The 18,016-nt window shown below is 36.9% G+C and carries 18 protein-coding genes and 1 other RNA gene; 15 read left to right on the top strand and 4 right to left on the bottom strand.

Features of this window, described 5'->3' with window-relative positions; genetic code table 11:
* Nucleotides 1-17: 17 nt before the first annotated feature.
* Nucleotides 18-506: a thioesterase family protein gene (locus ASF92_RS17000; protein ID WP_056095988.1), complete on the top strand. Its 489-nt coding sequence runs from the start codon at nucleotides 18-20 to the stop codon at nucleotides 504-506.
* Nucleotides 507-632: 126 nt separating this feature from the next.
* Here the strand turns inward: ASF92_RS17000 and ASF92_RS17005 are convergent, their stop codons facing one another.
* Complete coding sequence (locus tag ASF92_RS17005; protein WP_056095993.1) at nucleotides 633-2,033, bottom strand: FAD-binding oxidoreductase; 1,401 nt, start codon at nucleotides 2,031-2,033, stop codon at nucleotides 633-635.
* Nucleotides 2,034-2,035: 2 nt separating this feature from the next.
* A complete protein-coding gene (folB, locus tag ASF92_RS17010; RefSeq protein ID WP_056095996.1) occupies nucleotides 2,036-2,404 on the bottom strand; it encodes a dihydroneopterin aldolase in 369 nt (122 codons plus the stop codon).
* A 110-nt stretch (nucleotides 2,405-2,514) separates the two neighbouring features.
* Here folB and ASF92_RS17015 point away from each other — a divergent pair, with 110 nt between their 5' ends.
* From ASF92_RS17015 to ASF92_RS17030, 4 genes are all read left to right on the top strand, one after another.
* The gene (locus tag ASF92_RS17015; RefSeq protein ID WP_056095999.1) at nucleotides 2,515-3,726 is read left to right on the top strand and encodes an acyl-CoA dehydrogenase family protein; all 1,212 of its coding nucleotides are present in this window, start codon (nucleotides 2,515-2,517) and stop codon (nucleotides 3,724-3,726) included.
* 270 nt (nucleotides 3,727-3,996) lie between these two features.
* A complete protein-coding gene (locus ASF92_RS17020; RefSeq protein ID WP_197413322.1) occupies nucleotides 3,997-4,401 on the top strand; it encodes a GxxExxY protein in 405 nt (134 codons plus the stop codon).
* A gap of 335 nt (nucleotides 4,402-4,736) precedes the next feature.
* Complete coding sequence (locus ASF92_RS17025) at nucleotides 4,737-5,114, top strand: SRPBCC domain-containing protein (RefSeq protein ID WP_056096002.1); 378 nt, start codon at nucleotides 4,737-4,739, stop codon at nucleotides 5,112-5,114.
* Between the two features lie 48 nt (nucleotides 5,115-5,162).
* Nucleotides 5,163-5,375 (top strand): hypothetical protein, encoded by a 213-nt coding sequence (locus tag ASF92_RS17030; RefSeq protein ID WP_056096005.1) that lies wholly within the window; start codon nucleotides 5,163-5,165, stop codon nucleotides 5,373-5,375.
* A gap of 78 nt (nucleotides 5,376-5,453) precedes the next feature.
* Here ASF92_RS17030 and lysA read toward each other — a convergent pair whose 3' ends face one another.
* Complete coding sequence (gene lysA, locus ASF92_RS17035) at nucleotides 5,454-6,623, bottom strand: diaminopimelate decarboxylase (protein ID WP_056096009.1); 1,170 nt, start codon at nucleotides 6,621-6,623, stop codon at nucleotides 5,454-5,456.
* 318 nt (nucleotides 6,624-6,941) lie between these two features.
* Entirely contained in the window at nucleotides 6,942-8,255 is a 1,314-nt protein-coding gene (locus ASF92_RS17040; protein WP_056096011.1) for an aspartate kinase, read from the bottom strand.
* Nucleotides 8,256-8,515: 260 nt separating this feature from the next.
* On the opposite strand from ASF92_RS17040, the gene ASF92_RS17045 reads away from it, so the two are divergent.
* The 10 genes from ASF92_RS17045 to ASF92_RS17085 all read left to right on the top strand — a co-directional run bounded on the left by ASF92_RS17045 (nucleotide 8,516) and on the right by ASF92_RS17085 (nucleotide 17,963).
* Nucleotides 8,516-10,252 carry a phospho-sugar mutase gene (locus tag ASF92_RS17045; protein WP_056096015.1) on the top strand — a complete coding sequence of 579 codons (1,737 nt, stop codon included), beginning with the start codon at nucleotides 8,516-8,518 and terminating at the stop codon, nucleotides 10,250-10,252.
* A 270-nt stretch (nucleotides 10,253-10,522) separates the two neighbouring features.
* Nucleotides 10,523-10,894, top strand: a complete 372-nt coding sequence (locus ASF92_RS17050) for a hypothetical protein (RefSeq protein WP_056096018.1) — start codon at nucleotides 10,523-10,525, stop codon at nucleotides 10,892-10,894.
* 226 nt (nucleotides 10,895-11,120) lie between these two features.
* Nucleotides 11,121-11,891 (top strand): MbnP family protein, encoded by a 771-nt coding sequence (locus tag ASF92_RS17055; RefSeq protein ID WP_056096021.1) that lies wholly within the window; start codon nucleotides 11,121-11,123, stop codon nucleotides 11,889-11,891.
* 1 nt (nucleotide 11,892) lies between these two features.
* Nucleotides 11,893-12,930 carry a cytochrome-c peroxidase gene (locus tag ASF92_RS17060; protein WP_231729849.1) on the top strand — a complete coding sequence of 346 codons (1,038 nt, stop codon included), beginning with the start codon at nucleotides 11,893-11,895 and terminating at the stop codon, nucleotides 12,928-12,930.
* Complete coding sequence (locus tag ASF92_RS17065) at nucleotides 12,893-13,870, top strand: transporter (protein WP_082489600.1); 978 nt, start codon at nucleotides 12,893-12,895, stop codon at nucleotides 13,868-13,870. The genes ASF92_RS17060 and ASF92_RS17065 overlap by 38 nt, the downstream gene beginning before the upstream one ends.
* Nucleotides 13,871-13,880: 10 nt before the next feature.
* Nucleotides 13,881-14,336, top strand: a complete 456-nt coding sequence (locus ASF92_RS17070; RefSeq protein ID WP_056096025.1) for a hypothetical protein — start codon at nucleotides 13,881-13,883, stop codon at nucleotides 14,334-14,336.
* A gap of 156 nt (nucleotides 14,337-14,492) precedes the next feature.
* The gene (locus ASF92_RS17075; RefSeq protein ID WP_056096027.1) at nucleotides 14,493-15,143 is read left to right on the top strand and encodes an SCO family protein; all 651 of its coding nucleotides are present in this window, start codon (nucleotides 14,493-14,495) and stop codon (nucleotides 15,141-15,143) included.
* 120 nt (nucleotides 15,144-15,263) lie between these two features.
* On the top strand, nucleotides 15,264-15,686 hold the full coding sequence (locus ASF92_RS17080) for a cytochrome c (protein ID WP_056096029.1): 423 nt from the start codon (nucleotides 15,264-15,266) through the stop codon (nucleotides 15,684-15,686).
* A gap of 54 nt (nucleotides 15,687-15,740) precedes the next feature.
* Nucleotides 15,741-16,121, top strand: an RNA gene (rnpB, locus tag ASF92_RS18955) — RNase P RNA component class A.
* 438 nt (nucleotides 16,122-16,559) lie between these two features.
* On the top strand, nucleotides 16,560-17,963 hold the full coding sequence (locus ASF92_RS17085; RefSeq protein WP_056096031.1) for a sigma-54 dependent transcriptional regulator: 1,404 nt from the start codon (nucleotides 16,560-16,562) through the stop codon (nucleotides 17,961-17,963).
* Nucleotides 17,964-18,016 lie beyond the last annotated feature (53 nt).

Genomic DNA, 18,016 nt, shown 5'->3' on the forward strand with positions numbered 1-18,016 from the left:
TACCAAACCAGATATTTATGATATTTAAGACATTATGGCAATCTATTTCAAAAAACAAAGACAAACTGTCAGATATAAGAGCGTTTTCGGACCAGTTTAACTATAAAACGAGCATTCACTTACGTTTTATTGATTTTGATATGATGGGCCATGTAAACAATTCTGTCTACTTCACTTACCTGGAAATTGCAAGGACAAAATATTGGGAAGAGATTATTAAGTGGGATTGGAAAAAGACCGGAATTGTGATTGCTCACGCAGAATTAGACTATATTCTACCTATTGTGATGAATGATAAGATTGCCGTTCACGTAAAAACTTCAAGAATTGGAAATACAAGCTTTGATCTGGAATATCAGATTGTAAAAATTAAGGGAAATGAAGAAGTAATTTGCAGTAAAGGAAAAACGGTTTGTATCGCTGTCGATTATACAACGAGCAAGCCAACAGCTATACCAACCGCGGAAAAGCAAAAGATGTTAGGGTTTGAACAATTGACCCCCTAACCCCCTTAAGGGGGAAATACAAGCGAGATGGAAAAGCGCTCCTTATCATCAAAAAACAATACTAATCTCATACAGCGTTTTTTAAACCTCGTAAAATGAAAGAAAGGCAATTCCCCCTTTAGGGCGCTAGGGGGTTATCTTCCCGGGATTTAAAATCCCATTTGGATCAAAAACATTTTTTATTCCCCGCATTAAGTTTAAATGTATTTCGGAATATTTAATTGGCATGAATTCTTTTTGCACCAGGCCGATACCGTGCTCACCTGACAAAGTTCCACCCAACGCAGTCGTGAGCTCGAATATTTCAGCGATACCAAACTTGAGCTTATCCTTCCAGTCTTCATCACTCATTCCTGCCTTAATAATGTTAACATGAAGATTACCATCACCTGCGTGACCATAACAAACACTTTCAAAACCATATCTACTACCAATTTCCTTAATACCATTAATTAATTTCGGCAAGGCAGCTCGGGGAACAACTGTATCCTCTTCCTTATAAACCGAATTTGATTTTACAGATTCGGCCATCGTTCTGCGCATTCGCCACAATTCTTCCTTTTGCGATGCGGTATCAGCAAATAAAACTTCTGTACAATTGTGTTCTTCTAGAACGATGTTTGTTTTTTCGCAGTTTTTGAAAATATCATCCAAATCATCACCATCAAATTCAATCATCAATAAGGCCGCAACATCATCCTTCAAATCAAATTTAATGTCATCAAATTTAATTACCCACTCTACTCCTTTTCGCTCCATAAATTCTAAAGCAGAAGGTGTTACACCAGCTCTGAAAATCGCTGAAACCGCCGCACAAGCATCCTCGTTTGTACTAAATGAGCCCATCATCAAAACAGATTGTGTTGGTTTTGGCAAAAGCTTAGTTACGATTTTTGTTACCACAGCCAGAGTTCCCTCAGATCCAATCATCAATTGTGTTAAATTATATCCTGATGCGTATTTCAAGGTGTTTGCTCCCGTCCAAATGATATCACCATTAGGCAAAACAACCTCAAGGTTTAAAATATACTCGCGAATTGTACCATATTTGACTACCCTGGGTCCACCGGAACCATGTGCCACATTGCCGCCAATAAAGCACGAACCCTTACTACTTGGATCAACTGGATAAAATAATCCTTTTTCGGCAACAGCATTCATAAATTCTTCCGTTATGACACCTGGCTCAACGGTCGCCTGCAGGTTATCGGTATCAACGTCAATAATCGATTTGAATTTTTCCATCGATAATGAAATCCCTCCATAAACAGGTAAAGCTGCACCGCTCAGACCGGTTCCTCCACCACGAGGCGTTACAGGAATGTTATGAGCATTACATATTTTTAGCAATGCCGAAACCTCTTCTGGTGTGGTTGGTTTCACCACCACCTCAGGCTGGTAACGTAAATCTTCAGTTTCGTCGTGACTATAATTATCCAAACTATCGGCATCGGTAAACACTTTTTCTTCGCCTAAAGCAGATTTAATTTCTGCTAAAATCTCCGGATTAATTTTGGTGAAATTCATTTTTATTTAGCTGATGTATAAGATAATTTGACGAACGAATGCCCGATTTGTCCCGGCATTGGTGGATTTAGCTTTTTCATGCTCACATTTACAGTCTCAACGAAAGGATAAAGCTTAATAATTTTCGAAATAATATTGCTCAAAACCGTTTCCAAAAGCTTTTGGGTGTTTTTCATTTCCTCGCGTATAATCGTGTTCAAATCTTCATAATTTACGGTTTGAGCAAGTTCATCATCGAAACCTTGAGGCGTAAATTCCGTTTTCAAATCGATAACAAAATGATTTCCAAGTATTTGTTCTTCGGGATAATAGCCGTGTAAGGCAAAGCACTTTACGTCTTTTAAAGCTACGGTTTGTTTGAATTGACTCATGTCTGTTTTGTCTGGCGTAAAATTATATTTTTATTCATAATATAATGCCGCTTGCCGTAAATTGTTACCTTTGAAATGAACGCGATTTCTTAACCAGATAGATGATTTAAATGAGCAAATCAGCAAACCCGCCTGCCGAGCGAGCAGGAAAAGACCTTTACGAGGCGCCAGATTATTATTTGTTAGATGAATTGTTAACCGATGAGCATAAATTAATTCGTGCAACGGCAAGGGATTGGGTAAAAAAAGAAGTGAGTCCGATAATAGAAGATTACGCTCAGAGGGCTGAATTTCCAAAATACTTAATTAAAGGATTAGCAGATATTGGTGCTTTCGGACCAACAATTCCGGTGGAATATGGAGGAGCTGGTTTGGATTATACAGCTTATGGCATTTTAATGCAGGAGATCGAACGTGGCGACTCAGGGATTCGTTCAACAGCATCTGTTCAGGGCTCATTGGTAATGTATCCTATATATGCTTATGGAAGCGAAGAACAACGTAAAAAATACCTACCAAAATTAGCAAGCGGCGAAATGATGGGCTGTTTCGGATTAACAGAACCCGACCATGGCTCAAATCCCGGCGGCATGGTTACAAATATAAAAGACAACGGCTCCCACTACATATTAAATGGTGCTAAAATGTGGATTAGCAATGCGCCTTTCGCAGATATTGCAGTTGTTTGGGCAAAAGATGAAGCTGGCAAAATACGGGGGATGGTTGTGGAACGCGGAATGGATGGATTTTCAACGCCCGAAACACATAACAAATGGAGTTTAAGAGCGTCGGCAACAGGTGAGTTGGTATTTGATAATGTTCAGATACCTAAAGAAAATGTTTTTCCTGAAATTAGTGGATTGAAAGGCCCGTTGGGTTGCCTAAACCAAGCCCGTTATGGGATTGCCTGGGGTGCTTTAGGTGCTGCAATGGATTGTTATGATACGGCCTTGCGTTATTCAAAAGAAAGAATACAATTCGGGAAGCCAATTGGAGGTTTTCAATTGCAGCAGAAAAAATTAGCAGAGATGGTTACTGAGATAACGAAAGGCCAGCTTCTGGTTTGGCGGTTAGGTATGCTTAAAAGCGAGAACAGGGCTACAGCCGAACAAATATCGATGGCCAAAAGAAATAGCGTAGAAATTGCTTTGGATATTGCCAGAAATGCCCGCCAGATGCTCGGCGGAATGGGCATTACCGGAGAATACTCAATTATGCGCCACATGATGAACCTGGAATCGGTAGTAACTTATGAAGGAACTCATGATATTCATTTATTAATCACAGGTATGGATGTGACCGGATTGAACGCTTTTAAGTAAGGAGCAGGATTATGGGATTTACGGATTTTCATGATATGAGGTTTGTCACCAAGCTTAAAATAGTAATAATAAATGGATTATAGGGGTTAAGGATTTTTATGATAAATCGTAATATCAAAAAGTTTAAAATAGTAATGTTATAAATTGTTCATTTTAGGAGAAATAAAATACTTTTGGTTTAGATTTTCCAAAACTATTATCTTGAAAATCTTTTAATCTTTAAATCCCGATCCCCCCTGTTGTTGTATTTTTCATTCCATTAATTTAAATATGATGGATATAGAAGATTTAACTTATCGCGTAAATGGATGCGCAATGAAAGTGCATAATGTTTTGGGAAATGGATTTCAGGAAGTGATTTATCAAAGATGCCTCGCAATTGAACTTGAAAAAGCTGGAATAAGATTTAAAAGAGAGGTTGAACAGGATATTTTTTACGATGGTTTAATTGTAGGGAGGCGTAGGGCTGATTTTGTAGTTGAAGAATTGATTACTGTTGAACTCAAAGCATGCATCAACCTGGAAAACCACCATTTGGCCCAGGCAAAGAATTACGTAGTTGCATATAATTTCAATATCGGATTATTGATTAATTTAGGTGCGACAAGTTTACAATTTAAAAAGATTTACAATCCTGCTATCAATAAGTATAGATCAGGATTGAATAAGATTTAAGGGTTTACATGATAATGCGCTCAAATCATAATTAGATAGTATTTAATTTTCTAGAAATACAAATTACACATTAGAAAAAAAAATTCATAACACAAAAAAATATAAATTAATGGGTTTGTTTCTCGAACTATAATCTTGAAAATCCTTTTGCATTGAACTTAATTAAGTTATCAAACAAAAAATTAAAGCAATTAATAGGTTGATTTTCTTGAACAATTATTTTGAAAATCCTTAAATCCTGAAAATTATCAAACAAAAAATTAAAGCAATTAATAGGTTGGTTTTCTTGAACAATCATTTTGAAAATCCTTAAATCCTGAAAATCATGATACAGAATGGACTATAAAAAATACACTTACATTCCCGCTTCACCTGAAGAAGTTTATTTAGCGCTTACAAAAGACATCAGCATTAAGCTTTGGACTGGTGCTGAGGTTGAGTTTGAAGAAAAGCCGGATACCGAATTTTCTTTTTGGGAAGGTGATATCGTCGGTAAAAATCTGGAATTTGAACCCAACAAAAAAATTGTGCAACAATGGTATTTCGGTGAAGATGCTGAACCCTCCATTGTTACTATAAAACTTCACGAGGATAAAAAAGGAACATCATTAGAATTTAAACAAACCAATATTCCTGAGGAAGACTACAAGGATTTTACGGAAGGTATTGAGGAATATTTCATCGGTGGCTTAGTCGATTTCTTTGACGAATAAAACATAAAGTTGGTCTTGCTGTTTAGATTTTAACCAAAATGTAAAATTATGAATAAGACCGTAGGACTAATATTAATTATCGTAGGAATTGCAATGTTGGTGTGGACCGGCTTTACCTATACCAGAAAAGAAAAAATCGTTGACGCTGGTCCGATCCAGATATCGGCAGATAAAGAGAAATCTGTGAACTGGCCACCTTATGTTGGTGGAATAATTTTAGTAGCTGGCGTTTTTGTTTTTGTGGCGTCGAAGAGGAAATAATTTAAACGTCATTGCGAGGAACGAAACAATCTTATTAGCAGATAGATTGCTTCGTACCTCGCAATGACGTTCTGAGACTTATATCTCGTTACTATAGACCGATCTTATTGCATCCCGCAAATTATATTTAGAAGCCATTACTTCTCCGTATGCACCTGCACTACGAATAGCAAAAACATCCCCCCTGAAAGATTCAGGCTGTTCCACTTCCTTCCCAAAGCAATCAGTGCTCTCGCATATTGGCCCAACAATATCGTATTTTACGATTTCAGATTTCAGATTTACGATTTTAGATTGAGTTAAATTCTCAATTTTATGGTAAGCCTGATACAAAGCAGGACGCATTAATTCCGTCATACCCGCGTCTAAAACCACGAAATTTTTTTTCTTGCCATTCTTAATATATAACGCCCTGGTAATTAACGATGCAGACTGACCAACTAGTGCTCTACCCAACTCAAAATGAACTTCCTGATTTGGTTTTACCTCTAAAAAATCATTGAATATTTTGAAGTAAGATTCAAAGTCAGGTATTTGATAATCAGGATTGTAGTAGTCTATACCTAAACCACCACCTACATTCAAAATCTCAACAGTAAATCCCTTATCTTCAAACCAAGAACAAAATTCATTTACACGAACACATAGGTTTTTATAAACGTCAAGGTTGGTAATTTGAGAACCGATGTGGAAGTGAATTCCAATGAACTTTAGATTTTTAGATGCCTTCAATGTTTCGGCACATTCAGGTAAATCCCATGAATTAATACCAAATTTATTCTCATCCAAACCTGTAGTAATGTTGTGGTGGGTGTGGGCATCAACATTCGGATTAATTCGAATAGCCACTTTTGCAACTTTACCCTTTGCAGCTGCAAGCTCATTTAAAACTTCCAGTTCCTGTATAGACTCTACGTTAAAGCAGAAAATATCCAAATCTAAAGCTTCGTTGATTTCTTTATCAGATTTACCAACACCAGCAAAAACGATTTTATTATTATCGAAACCGACTTCAACAGCTCTTCTCACCTCTCCTGCGCTTACACAATCAGCTCCGAAGCCGATTTGTTTAATTTGCTCAAGCAAAACCGAATTGAAGTTTGCCTTTAACGCGTAATGGATGTGAAACTGATATGGTTTTGCAGCATCGGCACAAACGCTTAAAGTTTTCTGCAATAAATCCGTATCATAATAGTAAAAAGGCGTTTCTATATTGTTAAACTTTGATATATCTTTATCGGCGAACATGTTCAAATTCCTTATTATAATTTTAATTTTATTTTTTGGGCTAATTTATTGGGGTAACCACCTCGATTTAAAGCATGGAAGAATTACCCGCAAACAATACAACGGAAAAATCCGGTTTTTTATCGTTTTACTTCTGATTGTATTATTCCTTTTATTTATTAAAAAATGAAGCTAATAGCAGCCATATTTATCGCTCTTGTGATTTCTTTAGGATTATTTAATTCTTTTAAAAAACATAAAAACGGATCATTACCAACAAACTTTCTGGCTTTTCATTTTCTCATAGGCTTGCTTGTGGTAATAGGCTCTTTCTATCTTCTATTCGAATAACCTGTTGTGCAGACTTCTTAAAGCTTCGGTTTTATATTCGCTTAAAATCAAAAGAGAAACGTTATAATTACTTCCTCCGTAAGAAATCATACGAATTGGGATGTGCTTTAATCCTTCTAAAACCCTGCTTGCAAAACCATGTTTTTCTGAACCGAAATCGCCGACAACACAAACAATACTGTGATTGGTATCTACTTCAACCGTTCCGAAACTTTCTAATTCCTCGATGATTTTTGGAAGATTTCCTGTTTCATCAATGGTTAACGAAACAGCTACTTCAGAAGTCGTTATCATATCGATTGGCGTTTTATAACGCTCAAAAACCTCGAAAACACGGCGTAAAAATCCGTAAGCCAATAACATTCGGCTCGATTGAATACGAATCGCCGTAATGCCATCTTTAGCTGCAATGGACTTAATCTTGCCTTTTTCGCTATCATGAGTAATCAGCGTTCCTGCGGCAGACGGTTCCATTGTATTTAATAAACGAACAGGGATTTTATATTTTTGTGCCGGAAAAACAGACTGCGGATGCAAAATTTTTGCGCCAAAATAAGCCAATTCTGCCGCCTCATCAAAAGATAATTGAGCGATTGGCTTAGTTCCCTTTACAATTCGAGGGTCATTGTTGTGCATTCCATCTATATCTGTCCAGATTTGAACTTCTTCAGCTAGAATTGCAGCACCTAATAACGATGCGGTATAATCACTTCCACCACGACGCAAATTATCCACTTCACCGAAGCTATTGCGGCAAATAAATCCTTGCGTAATGAAGAGCTTGTTTCCTTTATTCGCCTCTAACAATGGCATTAAATGCTTGGTTGTAAACGGAATATCAGGTTCATTATCTTCATCCGTTTTCATAAAATCCAAAGCGGGCAGCAAAACTGATTCTACGCCGATAGATTTTAAATAAATATGATACAATGTTGTAGATAATAATTCGCCTTGTGCTAAAACTACTTTTTCTTCAATTGAAGTAAAAATATCATTGGTTAAAACAGCTAAAAAGCTGAAATGATAATCTATAACTTCATTACCCATCTCCTGAAAATCAGCAGCTGGCAAAAGCTCAACAACAAAGTCTTTATATTTTTGATATAGATTTTCTACACACTCGCTTCCCTTCTTCTTATCTCCAGCTAAAAAATAATTTGAAATTTCCACTAAGCTATTTGTAGTACCAGACACCGCTGATAAAACAACAATTTGCTCTTCATTTGGATTAATGATATCCAACAATTTCGTCATGCGCTCGGGACTACCAACAGAAGTACCCCCAAATTTTAAAATCTTCATCTAATTAATTATTATTTTTAGCTGTAATAAAAGGAACACAATTTATATAGTGTATACCAGAATATAAAAAATGTGATTCTCTCAATTTTAATACTGGATTTTCTTTATTATTGTATCGGGGCGTGAAAATAAGCAAAAGGAGCTTAAAAGCAACATCCTCAACAAAATAAAATTTGGATGAATTGAAATATTTTGATTCTTACCAAACTTCATTGAATGAAATTTGTTCAACACCAGATATAAAATTAAAATACAGCTCAATGCAATCAATTGATCAATCAACCCAAGCCACGATAAATCAGTGGTTAAGTGGAACTTACGACGAAAAAACGAAGTCAGAAATTCAAGCCCTTGTAGATAATAACTCAACAACAGAGCTTACGGATGCTTTTTATAAAAGCTTAGAGTTTGGTACTGGTGGTTTACGTGGCATTATGGGGGCTGGCTCAAACCGTATTAATAAATATACCATCGGAACAGCAACTCAAGGTTTGGCAAACTACCTGAATAATAAATATCCGGGCGAAAAAATTAGTGTGGCAATTGCGCATGATAGTAGAAACAACTCAGATTATTTTGCAGGAATTACAGCTGATGTTTTCTCGGCAAACGGTATTCATGTTTACTTTTTCGAGGCATTAAGACCAACACCTGAATTATCTTTTGCCGTTCGTCATTTTGGCTGCAAAAGTGGTGTGATGTTAACAGCATCACACAATCCGAAAGAATATAATGGCTACAAGGCTTACGGTGCAGATGGCGGTCAATTTACTTCTCCTGATGATAAATTGGTTATCGATGAGGTAAATAAAATCAAAAGTATTGATGAAGTTAAGTTTGATAGAGTTGATGCAAATGTTGAATTAATCGGCGAGGCTGTTGATAAACTTTATTTAGATGGTATTACAGCGCTTTCAATCTCTCCTGATGCGATTAAAAGACAACATGATTTAAAAATTGTGTACTCTCCTATCCACGGAACGGGAATTACTTTGGTACCAAAAGCTTTGGCGCAATTTGGCTTCACAAACGTAACGGTTGTTGAAGAGCAAAGTAAACCGGATGGAAATTTCCCTACGGTAGTTTATCCTAATCCCGAGGAAAAAGAGGCTTTAACTTTAGCCATGAATAAGGCTAAAGAAATTGATGCTGATTTAGTGTTAGCGACCGACCCTGATGCTGACCGTGTTGGTATTGCAGTTAAGGATAACGATGGCGAATGGGTATTATTAAATGGTAACCAAACAGGAAGTTTGTTAATTAATTACCTTTTAACCGCCTGGCAAGAAAGTGGTAAACTAGATGGTAACCAGTTTATTGTAAAAACAATTGTTACTTCAAACCTGATTGAAGAAATCGCGAAGAAAAAGAACGTTACCTACTATAATACCTTAACAGGATTTAAATATATCGGTCAGTTAATGACTGAATTAGAGGGTAAAAAGTATTTTATTGGTGGTGGCGAAGAAAGTTATGGTTACTTAATCGGCGATTTAGTTCGTGATAAAGATGCTGTAGTTTCTGCTGCTTTCATTTCTGAAATGACAGCTTACTATAAAGATAAAGGCGCAAGTTTGTACAATGCATTGTTAGATATGTATGTTGAATATGGCCTGTACAAAGAAGACTTGGTTTCGCTTACCAAAAAAGGTAAATCTGGTGCTGAAGAAATTAAAGCCATGATGGAAAAATTTAGAAATAATCCACCTGCAAGTTTAGGCGGTTCTAAAGTTTCTGTATTGAAAGATTACGAATTGAGCCAGGAAACGGATTTAGCGACAGGAAAGGTAACTAAATTAGATTATCCAACTTCTGACGTTTTGCAATTTATTACTGAAGATGGAAGTATCGTTTCTGCTCGTCCGAGTGGTACTGAACCAAAAATTAAATTTTATTGTAGTGTTAATGCGCCATTGGCTGATAAAGCAGATTTCGCAAAAGTGAATGGAGAATTAGGCGATAAAATTAAAGCTGTTATGGCTGATTTGCAGGCTTAGGTTTTAACCGCAGATTTGCAGATTAAATAATGTAAAAAATCCAGATGCAATAAGATGCGTCTGGATTTTTTTATAACCCTCAGTTGAAACTGACGGCAAGGAATAGCATCTTGTATAATCACTCTATTAGTAATTGAATGATTCTACATTAGAGATTCCATTTTTATTAGGTATTGCATTGCAGTAGATTTCAATCAACGGATATAAAACAGCTTTCTCAATTTTTCTTTTGCTGCAACAAATTTCTTTAATACTTTTGCAGCAAATACAATGTTCAAAAAAATCCTGATATACCTTTTAGTGATTTGCTCGGTTTCTAACGGGGCGATGCAGCTGGTGGTTTATTCTGGATACAAAATGAATAAGGAATACATCACAAGTGTATTCTGTATAAATAAAGAACATCCTGAATTACATTGCGATGGACAATGTTTTTTAGCCAAAAAATTGAAAGATTTAGACGGCAAGAATAAACAAGTTCAGGAAAACTTAAAAAGAGTTGCAGAGGCTGAACCGAAATTTCAGTCGATTGTAATCAACCATCAAATCCCATACTTCATTATTAAATCAGAAAGCGGTTACATCGAAAAACCTCTTAAAGACCTTTCTGTTTCTATTTTTCATCCACCGAAAGCGGTTTAAGTAAATTTCATTTTTATTGTTCGTCACCCTGAATTTTCTTCAGGGTCTTGTTTGGCTATTTGGCTTAGCATGAAAGGTGCTGAAATAAATTCAGCATGATGACCGTATTAGAACCCACTCAATTTTCATTTATCCAAATTTTCAAAAAAATGAAAACATCATGGCTAACTATCCTTAAAAAAATAGGCCATGATAGCTTCATCACCGTTAAAACAAAATATAACAGATGAAAACATCTCAGTACTTACTGGCATTGTTATGCCCTATTATACTCCTATCGTCATGCAAAAAAAGCGATGATGAAATTACAGCAAATCCAAAATCAAGCTTTACAATCGAATTCGAACACCAGGTTAACGGTGCTGTTTTAGCATTAAATACAACTACTTACAAAAATGCAAAAGGCGAAGATTTCAAAATTAATGTATTCAAATATTACGTCAGCAACATTAGATTAAGTAAAGCAGATGGAACAGCTTATTTGGTTCCTGAAAGTTATTATCTAATCGATGAATCGAAAAGCGAATCAAAGTTTATTACTATAAATAAGGTTCCTACAGGCGATTACACAAAAATTGAATATACCATCGGTGTGGATTATGCCCTGAATTTTGCAGGTGCACAAACCGGAGCGCTTGACCCAATTAACGGCATGTTTTGGACCTGGAACAGCGGGTACATCTTTGTAAAATTAGAGGGAACATCGCCACAATCTACGGCGGCGAATAATGCCTTAACGTTTCACATCGGTGGTGTAATCGACCCGAATAATACCATCCGAACCTTTTCTACTGAAATTAATGCTGCCAATCCATTGAGGGTAAGAACGGATGCAAAGCCAGATGTACACTTCATTGTAAACGCTGCTTCGCTTTTTACAGGCAAAACTGATATTAGCTTTTCGGCTTTAAATTTTACCATGGGCGGGGCCAACTCGGTAATTGTAGCAGATAATTATACAAAGGGGTTATTCCGCTTAGACCATATTCATAACTAAAATGCGGAATAAAATAATTATTTATGCAATGCTTACGATAAGCATGGCAATAATGTATGCCTGTAGTAAAAATGAAAAGGCAATAGCTCCCGAAGCGACGACAATAAGTTTTGAGATTCCGGCTAATTTCCCCGTACCTACGTATAATTTCGATGACAACAAATTAACTAATGCAGGTTTTGCACTTGGTAAAAAATTGTTTTACGATGCCCGCTTATCCGCCGACAACAGTGTTTCCTGCGGAAGCTGCCATCAGCAATTTGCCGCTTTTGCAAATCTCGACCATAAGGTAAGTCACGGCGTAAACAATTGCCAGGGAAAGCGTAATGCACCACCCCTTTTTAATCTGGCATGGCAAAAAGCCTTCTTTTGGGATGGCGGTGTGAAGAACATTGAAACCTCACCACTAAATGCCATTACGGATGCCTGTGAAATGGGAACGGACATAGAACGTATTATAACATCATTGAAAGGCACAGCACCCTACCCTGATTTATTTAAGCAAGCCTTTGGTTCAGATGAAATTACTTCACAAAAGATTTTGAAGTCGATTGCACAATTCACGGCAGTACTGGTTTCCGGCAATTCAAAATACGATAAAGTAATGCGCAAAGAAAATGGCTTTAACTTTTCATCGGTTGAACTGGCGGGTTATAATTTGTTTAAGGAAAAGTGTGCGTCGTGCCATGCTGAACCTCTATTCACAGATTTTTCTTACCGTAGTAATGGCCTGGATGTGGTAAGCGCCGATGAAGGTCGCTCAACCATCACAGGTGTAAATACGGATTTTGGAACATTCCGTGTACCAACACTCCGCAATATAGAATATACCGGTCCTTACATGCATGATGGTCGCTTTTACAGCCTGGATGAAGTTCTAGAGCACTATAATTCTGGCGTAAAAGCCGCTGGAAATTTAGATAGCAGATTGAAAAACGGCGTTCCATTAAATGCATCCGAGAAGGAACAAATCAAAGCATTTTTAAAAACACTAACAGACAATGAATTTCTCAAAAATACACTTTACAACGAATCGTAAACTACTTACACTTCTATTCATGTTAATGAGTAGCCAGGTTTTTGCCTGCGACATTTGTGGTTGCTTTATGGGCATCACGCCATATTATAACCGAAATAGCATCAGCTTGTTATATCGATACCGTTCATTTAATGGCTACGATGGCCAATCCCATTCGCTATTTCCAAACGGTGGAAATTTCTTTATTCCGGCAAGACAGCAAAATTCACCAATAACGGGTCATGCAGGGAATGCTGAAGACTATGAGTTGTACCGATCAATGGAAATCAGGGGAAAATACTTCATTAATAGTCGGCTGAAGATTAATGCCATTCTACCGTATGTTTCAAATAGCGAGCGCTATAATGGCTATACATCTTCTATCTCGGGCATTGGCGATATAAACCTCTACGCGGGGTATCATGTTATTCAAAAATTGGAAGATAATTTTAAGCAGCAACTTATTGCAGGAGCAGGAATAAAACTTCCAACAGGAAAAAACGACTTCAAAAATAATGTGGGTATCAGGTATTCTTCCTTAATGCAAGGCGGAACCGGCAGTACCGATGGCTTCATCTACCTCAATTATATGGTTGGCTTAGGCAGGTTTGGAGCAAGTTTAAACACATCCTACAAAGTAAATGGAACGAATAGCCGTGATGAAGGAATTGCCAATAGCACTACCAGTTTCCTTAACATTTTCTACACGCAAAGAATTGGGAAAGATGTACAGATAATGCCATCGGCTCAATTTTTCTATGAATATTCTGCCGGAGAAAAATATAAAGGCATTAAAACCGGTGAGCATGTCATGAACAATTTGATGGGCGGCGTTGGTGCCGATATTTTTTATAAAAATATAGCCTTGAATGCAGGAATCCAGAAAAATATCTGGGAGGGTGAAACAGACCATCCCATGAGCGCAGGAAAGATTTATGCGGGAATTACTTATAATTTTTAATCTCTTTAATATGAAAAAATTGATAACATTAGGATTTTGTTTAATCGTCGCCTTTTTTACATCTTGTAAATCGGAACCAGATTCAGCTGCAATAAAAAAAGAAGTGTTGAATATCCACGATAAATTAATGGTAGACGGTGAAAAAGTTATGAAAAATAAAATGAAGCTGGATTCAGTTTTAAAATCTGGTAAAATCAAATCTGCTGAGGATTCAATAAAAATTACCGGTTTAATTCGAAGATTAAACAAAGCGGACGAAAATATGATGGATTGGATGCATTTCTTCAAAGATGATTTCAATGGAAAAAATGAGCAGGAGGCCATAGACTACTACAAATCTGAAATGGTAAAAGTAAGAGCAGTTGAGGATGCTTATATCGAGGTTTCCAGAGCATCGGATTCAGTGTTGGAATTTTATAATGTTTCGTCGTCCGGAGAAATGAAAATGGAACATCATAAGCATTAATTGTTCTCCCGCTGATTTCACAGATTTACGCTGAACCTTTTTAATTTTGGCCTTTATCACATTAAATCAGCGGGAAACTATTTGTACAAATAACAGAACCACAATTATTACCTACTGCAGCGCATAGGTTGTATATTTACATTTTAATAAAATATCATGAATAAAATTATTTCTTCAGTGGCAATTTGCTTGCTATCTATTACAATACTTTCTTCTTGTCAGCAAGATAAGAAACTACCTTTCTATGGCGAACGCCATGCAGAAACCGTTAAAGATGCAGCTGGTGTAGAGAAGATAGACACGGTTTACCAAACCATTCCAAACTGGTCTTTCTTAAACCAGGATAGTGTGGTTACGACCAATAAAGCTACCGATGGAAAAGTGTATGTAGCTGATTTCTTCTTTACGTCATGTACCACGATTTGCCCGACCATGCACCGTAATCTGATGACTGTTTATAAAGAATTTAACACCAATCCTGATGTAATGTTTGTTTCACATACTATAGATTTTAAATACGACAGACCTTACGTTTTAAAAAAATACGCTCAGAAACTGGGTGTTGATGGTTCAAAGTGGCTATTTCTTTATGGTAGTAAAGACAGCGTTTATACATTAGCCGAGAAAAATTATCTCGTAGCAGTTGGCGAAGACAGCACTGCAAAAGATGGTTATATCCACCAGGGCTATTTGGTTTTAATCGATAAAGACAGGAGAATCCGTGGCGCTTACGATGGAACCAAAGAAGATCAGGTAGAACAATTGAGAAAAGACATCCCGGTTTTATTGGCTGAGTATAAAAAATAGAAACAATAGTTTAAGTCGTCATTTCGACCGAAGTGGAGAAATCTTTAAAGCTAATTTAAAAGATTTCTCGGCTGCATTTCATTCGGCTCGAAATGACGACTAATCAATAAAAAAACATCCATGCGCAAATACGTCATCAATTCTTCCCTTCTGCTTTCTGTTATCGCAGTAATAATCTCTTGTCAAAACCAGGAAACCATTGATTTGCATAACTATATGTCTAATGGTAAGGATATTTATAAAGCTAAATGTCAAAATTGCCATGGCGAAAATGGCGAGGGTTTAGGGCAGCTGGCGCCTCCCCTAACCGATTCCGTTTTTTTAAAAACCAATAGAGACCGTTTGGCTTGCATCATTAAAAATGGCGCAAATGAGTCATTTATTATTAATGGAAAAGAATACAAGGAAAAAATGCCGGCTTTCCCCGAATTAGCAGATATTGATGTAGCACAGGTAATGGTTTACATTACTAATTCATTCGGGAACAAACAAGGTTTTGTCCCTTACGCTCAGGTTTCGAAAAATCTGCAAAATTGTAAATAAATAAATCTTGTATTCTTTGTGTCTTTGTGGTCAAAAAAAACCATCTTTGCGCAAAATGCAGGTTGTTCTATCGCTGTTTCGATTAATCGGAAGAGAGGAAAGTCCGGGCAACGCAGGGCATCCCGCTTTCTAACGGAAAGGAATTTAGGAATGAAAACCTGAATTACGGATTAGTGCAACAGAAAATATACCGTCCCGATATAAAGTCGGGATAAGGGTGAAAACGTGCGGTAAGAGCGCACGAGCATTGCAGGCGACTGCAATGGTTTGTAAACCCCGGGAGTTGAAAGACCAAATAGGCTAACGCATGTAGGGCTGCCCGTCCGATGTTAGTGGGTAGGTCGTTAGAGATAAACGGCAACGTTTATAGTGGATTAATGATAGAAATCCTGAGTAATCAGGAAACAGAACCCGGCTTACAGACCTGCATTTTTATTTTTTTCAAAAACTATAACAGTTTCTTTTCTGTTAGTTCATTTCTGCTTTTCACTACAATCTTTTTGTGTTTGTTTTTATACGTTCTGCTCATCAATGCGATGAGGAAAGACGTGGCAATCTTTTTAAAATAAACAAACACCTGTATAATAAAGGTTAGAATAAACACAGCGCTTAGTTATATTTAATCCTCTTTATAATGCTTTTGCCACGGAAACACAGAAGGCACAGAAAGGATTTAGCTCTTGATTGACGCAGGTTTGTCGCGTAAATAAATGCAATCATCGAATAATCCGATAGAAATTATTCCTCGTTTCCAAGTAAAAAAAATAAAACCTTTTTTGCTATTTACCGTTATAGCCTAAATTCATTGTATAATAAACTATACATTAATTTAAAAATAATATATTCGCATTTCAATTGACTAACAATTACCAAATGGCCAAACTATTAATTATTGATGACGAGCGGGCAATAAGAAGTACCCTACGCGAAATCCTGGAATATGAAAATTATGATGTTGAAGATATCGACAACGGTATCGATGGCCTCGAAATGATCAGAAAAGGCAATTTTGATCTCGTTCTCTGCGATATCAAAATGAATAAGATGGACGGCATGGAAGTGCTTGAACAGGCACAAATCATCAAACCTGACTTACCTTTCATTATGATTTCCGGTCATGGGACAGTTGAGACGGCTATTGAAGCAAGTAAAAAAGGAGCTTTTGATTTTATCTCAAAACCACCAGATTTAAACCGTTTATTAATTACGGTTCGTAATGGCTTAGACCGTGGAAATTTAGTTACTGAAACTAAAGTTTTAAAACGTAAAGTAAGTAAAACACGCGAAATCCTTGGAGCATCAGAAAGCATTTCTAAAATTAAAGAAACGATTGAACGTGTTGCTCCAACAGAAGCACGCGTTTTAATTACAGGTGCAAATGGTAGCGGTAAGGAGTTGGTTGCACGTTGGCTGCACGAAAAATCTAACCGTGCGGACAGCCCCTTAATTGAAGTAAACTGCGCAGCAATTCCATCTGAGTTAATTGAGAGCGAATTGTTTGGCCACGAAAAAGGTTCATTCACTTCTGCGGTAAAACAACGTATCGGTAAGTTTGAATTGGCCAATGGCGGAACACTTTTCCTAGATGAAATCGGCGACATGAGCCTTTCTGCCCAGGCAAAAGTACTGCGTGCATTACAGGAACACAAAATATCCCGAGTTGGAGGCGAAAAAGAAATAGAAGTTAACGTTCGTGTTTTAGCGGCAACCAATAAGGATCTATTAAAAGAAATTGAAGATGGTAATTTCCGTATGGATTTGTACCACCGCCTGAATGTAATTAATATTCACGTTCCGCATTTAACTGAACGTATTGATGATATTCCAGTAATTGCGCAAAACTTTTTAGAAAATATTTGCAACGATTATGGCATGCCTGTTAAAAAGATTAACGAAGGTGGTATGGCTGCTTTGCAAGCTTTACCGTGGACGGGTAACGTCCGCGAGTTGCACAATATGATTGAACGTTTAATTATTTTAAGCGATAAAGTGATTACCGAAAATGATGTTCGCGCTTTTGCGAATCCAGGTGGAGGTACGAATATCGGGTCGGCAACAAGTGCCCAGATCGCGGGTTCAAATGAAGGGTCTGGCATGTCTTCTTCTTTCGATAGTTTCAACAACTTCCAGGATTATAAAGATCACGCAGAGAAAGAATTCATCAAATTCAAACTGGAAAAAAACAACTGGAACGTTTCAAAAACTGCTGATGAGATTGATATTCAAAGGAGTCATCTATACAGCAAGATTGAAAAGTTTGGATTGAAAAGAGAATAAGTTAAATTTATATGTTGTAAGTTATAAGTCGTAGTGCTTAAAACTTACAACTT

The sequence above is a fragment of the Pedobacter sp. Leaf176 genome (assembly GCF_001424305.1).
Lineage (GTDB): Bacteria > Bacteroidota > Bacteroidia > Sphingobacteriales > Sphingobacteriaceae > Pedobacter.

Bases quoted from the DNA above. Each gene is read 5' to 3' on its own strand.
- ASF92_RS17000 (WP_056095988.1), top strand. From the start codon at position 18: ATGATATTTAAGACATTATGGCAATCTATTTCAAAAAACAAAGACAAA.
- ASF92_RS17005 (WP_056095993.1), bottom strand. From the start codon at position 2,033: ATGAATTTCACCAAAATTAATCCGGAGATTTTAGCAGAAATTAAATCT.
- folB (WP_056095996.1), bottom strand. From the start codon at position 2,404: ATGAGTCAATTCAAACAAACCGTAGCTTTAAAAGACGTAAAGTGCTTT.
- ASF92_RS17015 (WP_056095999.1), top strand. From the start codon at position 2,515: ATGAGCAAATCAGCAAACCCGCCTGCCGAGCGAGCAGGAAAAGACCTT.
- ASF92_RS17020 (WP_197413322.1), top strand. From the start codon at position 3,997: ATGATGGATATAGAAGATTTAACTTATCGCGTAAATGGATGCGCAATG.
- ASF92_RS17025 (WP_056096002.1), top strand. From the start codon at position 4,737: ATGGACTATAAAAAATACACTTACATTCCCGCTTCACCTGAAGAAGTT.
- ASF92_RS17030 (WP_056096005.1), top strand. From the start codon at position 5,163: ATGAATAAGACCGTAGGACTAATATTAATTATCGTAGGAATTGCAATG.
- lysA (WP_056096009.1), bottom strand. From the start codon at position 6,623: ATGTTCGCCGATAAAGATATATCAAAGTTTAACAATATAGAAACGCCT.
- ASF92_RS17040 (WP_056096011.1), bottom strand. From the start codon at position 8,255: ATGAAGATTTTAAAATTTGGGGGTACTTCTGTTGGTAGTCCCGAGCGC.
- ASF92_RS17045 (WP_056096015.1), top strand. From the start codon at position 8,516: ATGCAATCAATTGATCAATCAACCCAAGCCACGATAAATCAGTGGTTA.
- ASF92_RS17050 (WP_056096018.1), top strand. From the start codon at position 10,523: ATGTTCAAAAAAATCCTGATATACCTTTTAGTGATTTGCTCGGTTTCT.
- ASF92_RS17055 (WP_056096021.1), top strand. From the start codon at position 11,121: ATGAAAACATCTCAGTACTTACTGGCATTGTTATGCCCTATTATACTC.
- ASF92_RS17060 (WP_231729849.1), top strand. From the start codon at position 11,893: ATGCGGAATAAAATAATTATTTATGCAATGCTTACGATAAGCATGGCA.
- ASF92_RS17065 (WP_082489600.1), top strand. From the start codon at position 12,893: ATGAATTTCTCAAAAATACACTTTACAACGAATCGTAAACTACTTACA.
- ASF92_RS17070 (WP_056096025.1), top strand. From the start codon at position 13,881: ATGAAAAAATTGATAACATTAGGATTTTGTTTAATCGTCGCCTTTTTT.
- ASF92_RS17075 (WP_056096027.1), top strand. From the start codon at position 14,493: ATGAATAAAATTATTTCTTCAGTGGCAATTTGCTTGCTATCTATTACA.
- ASF92_RS17080 (WP_056096029.1), top strand. From the start codon at position 15,264: ATGCGCAAATACGTCATCAATTCTTCCCTTCTGCTTTCTGTTATCGCA.
- ASF92_RS17085 (WP_056096031.1), top strand. From the start codon at position 16,560: ATGGCCAAACTATTAATTATTGATGACGAGCGGGCAATAAGAAGTACC.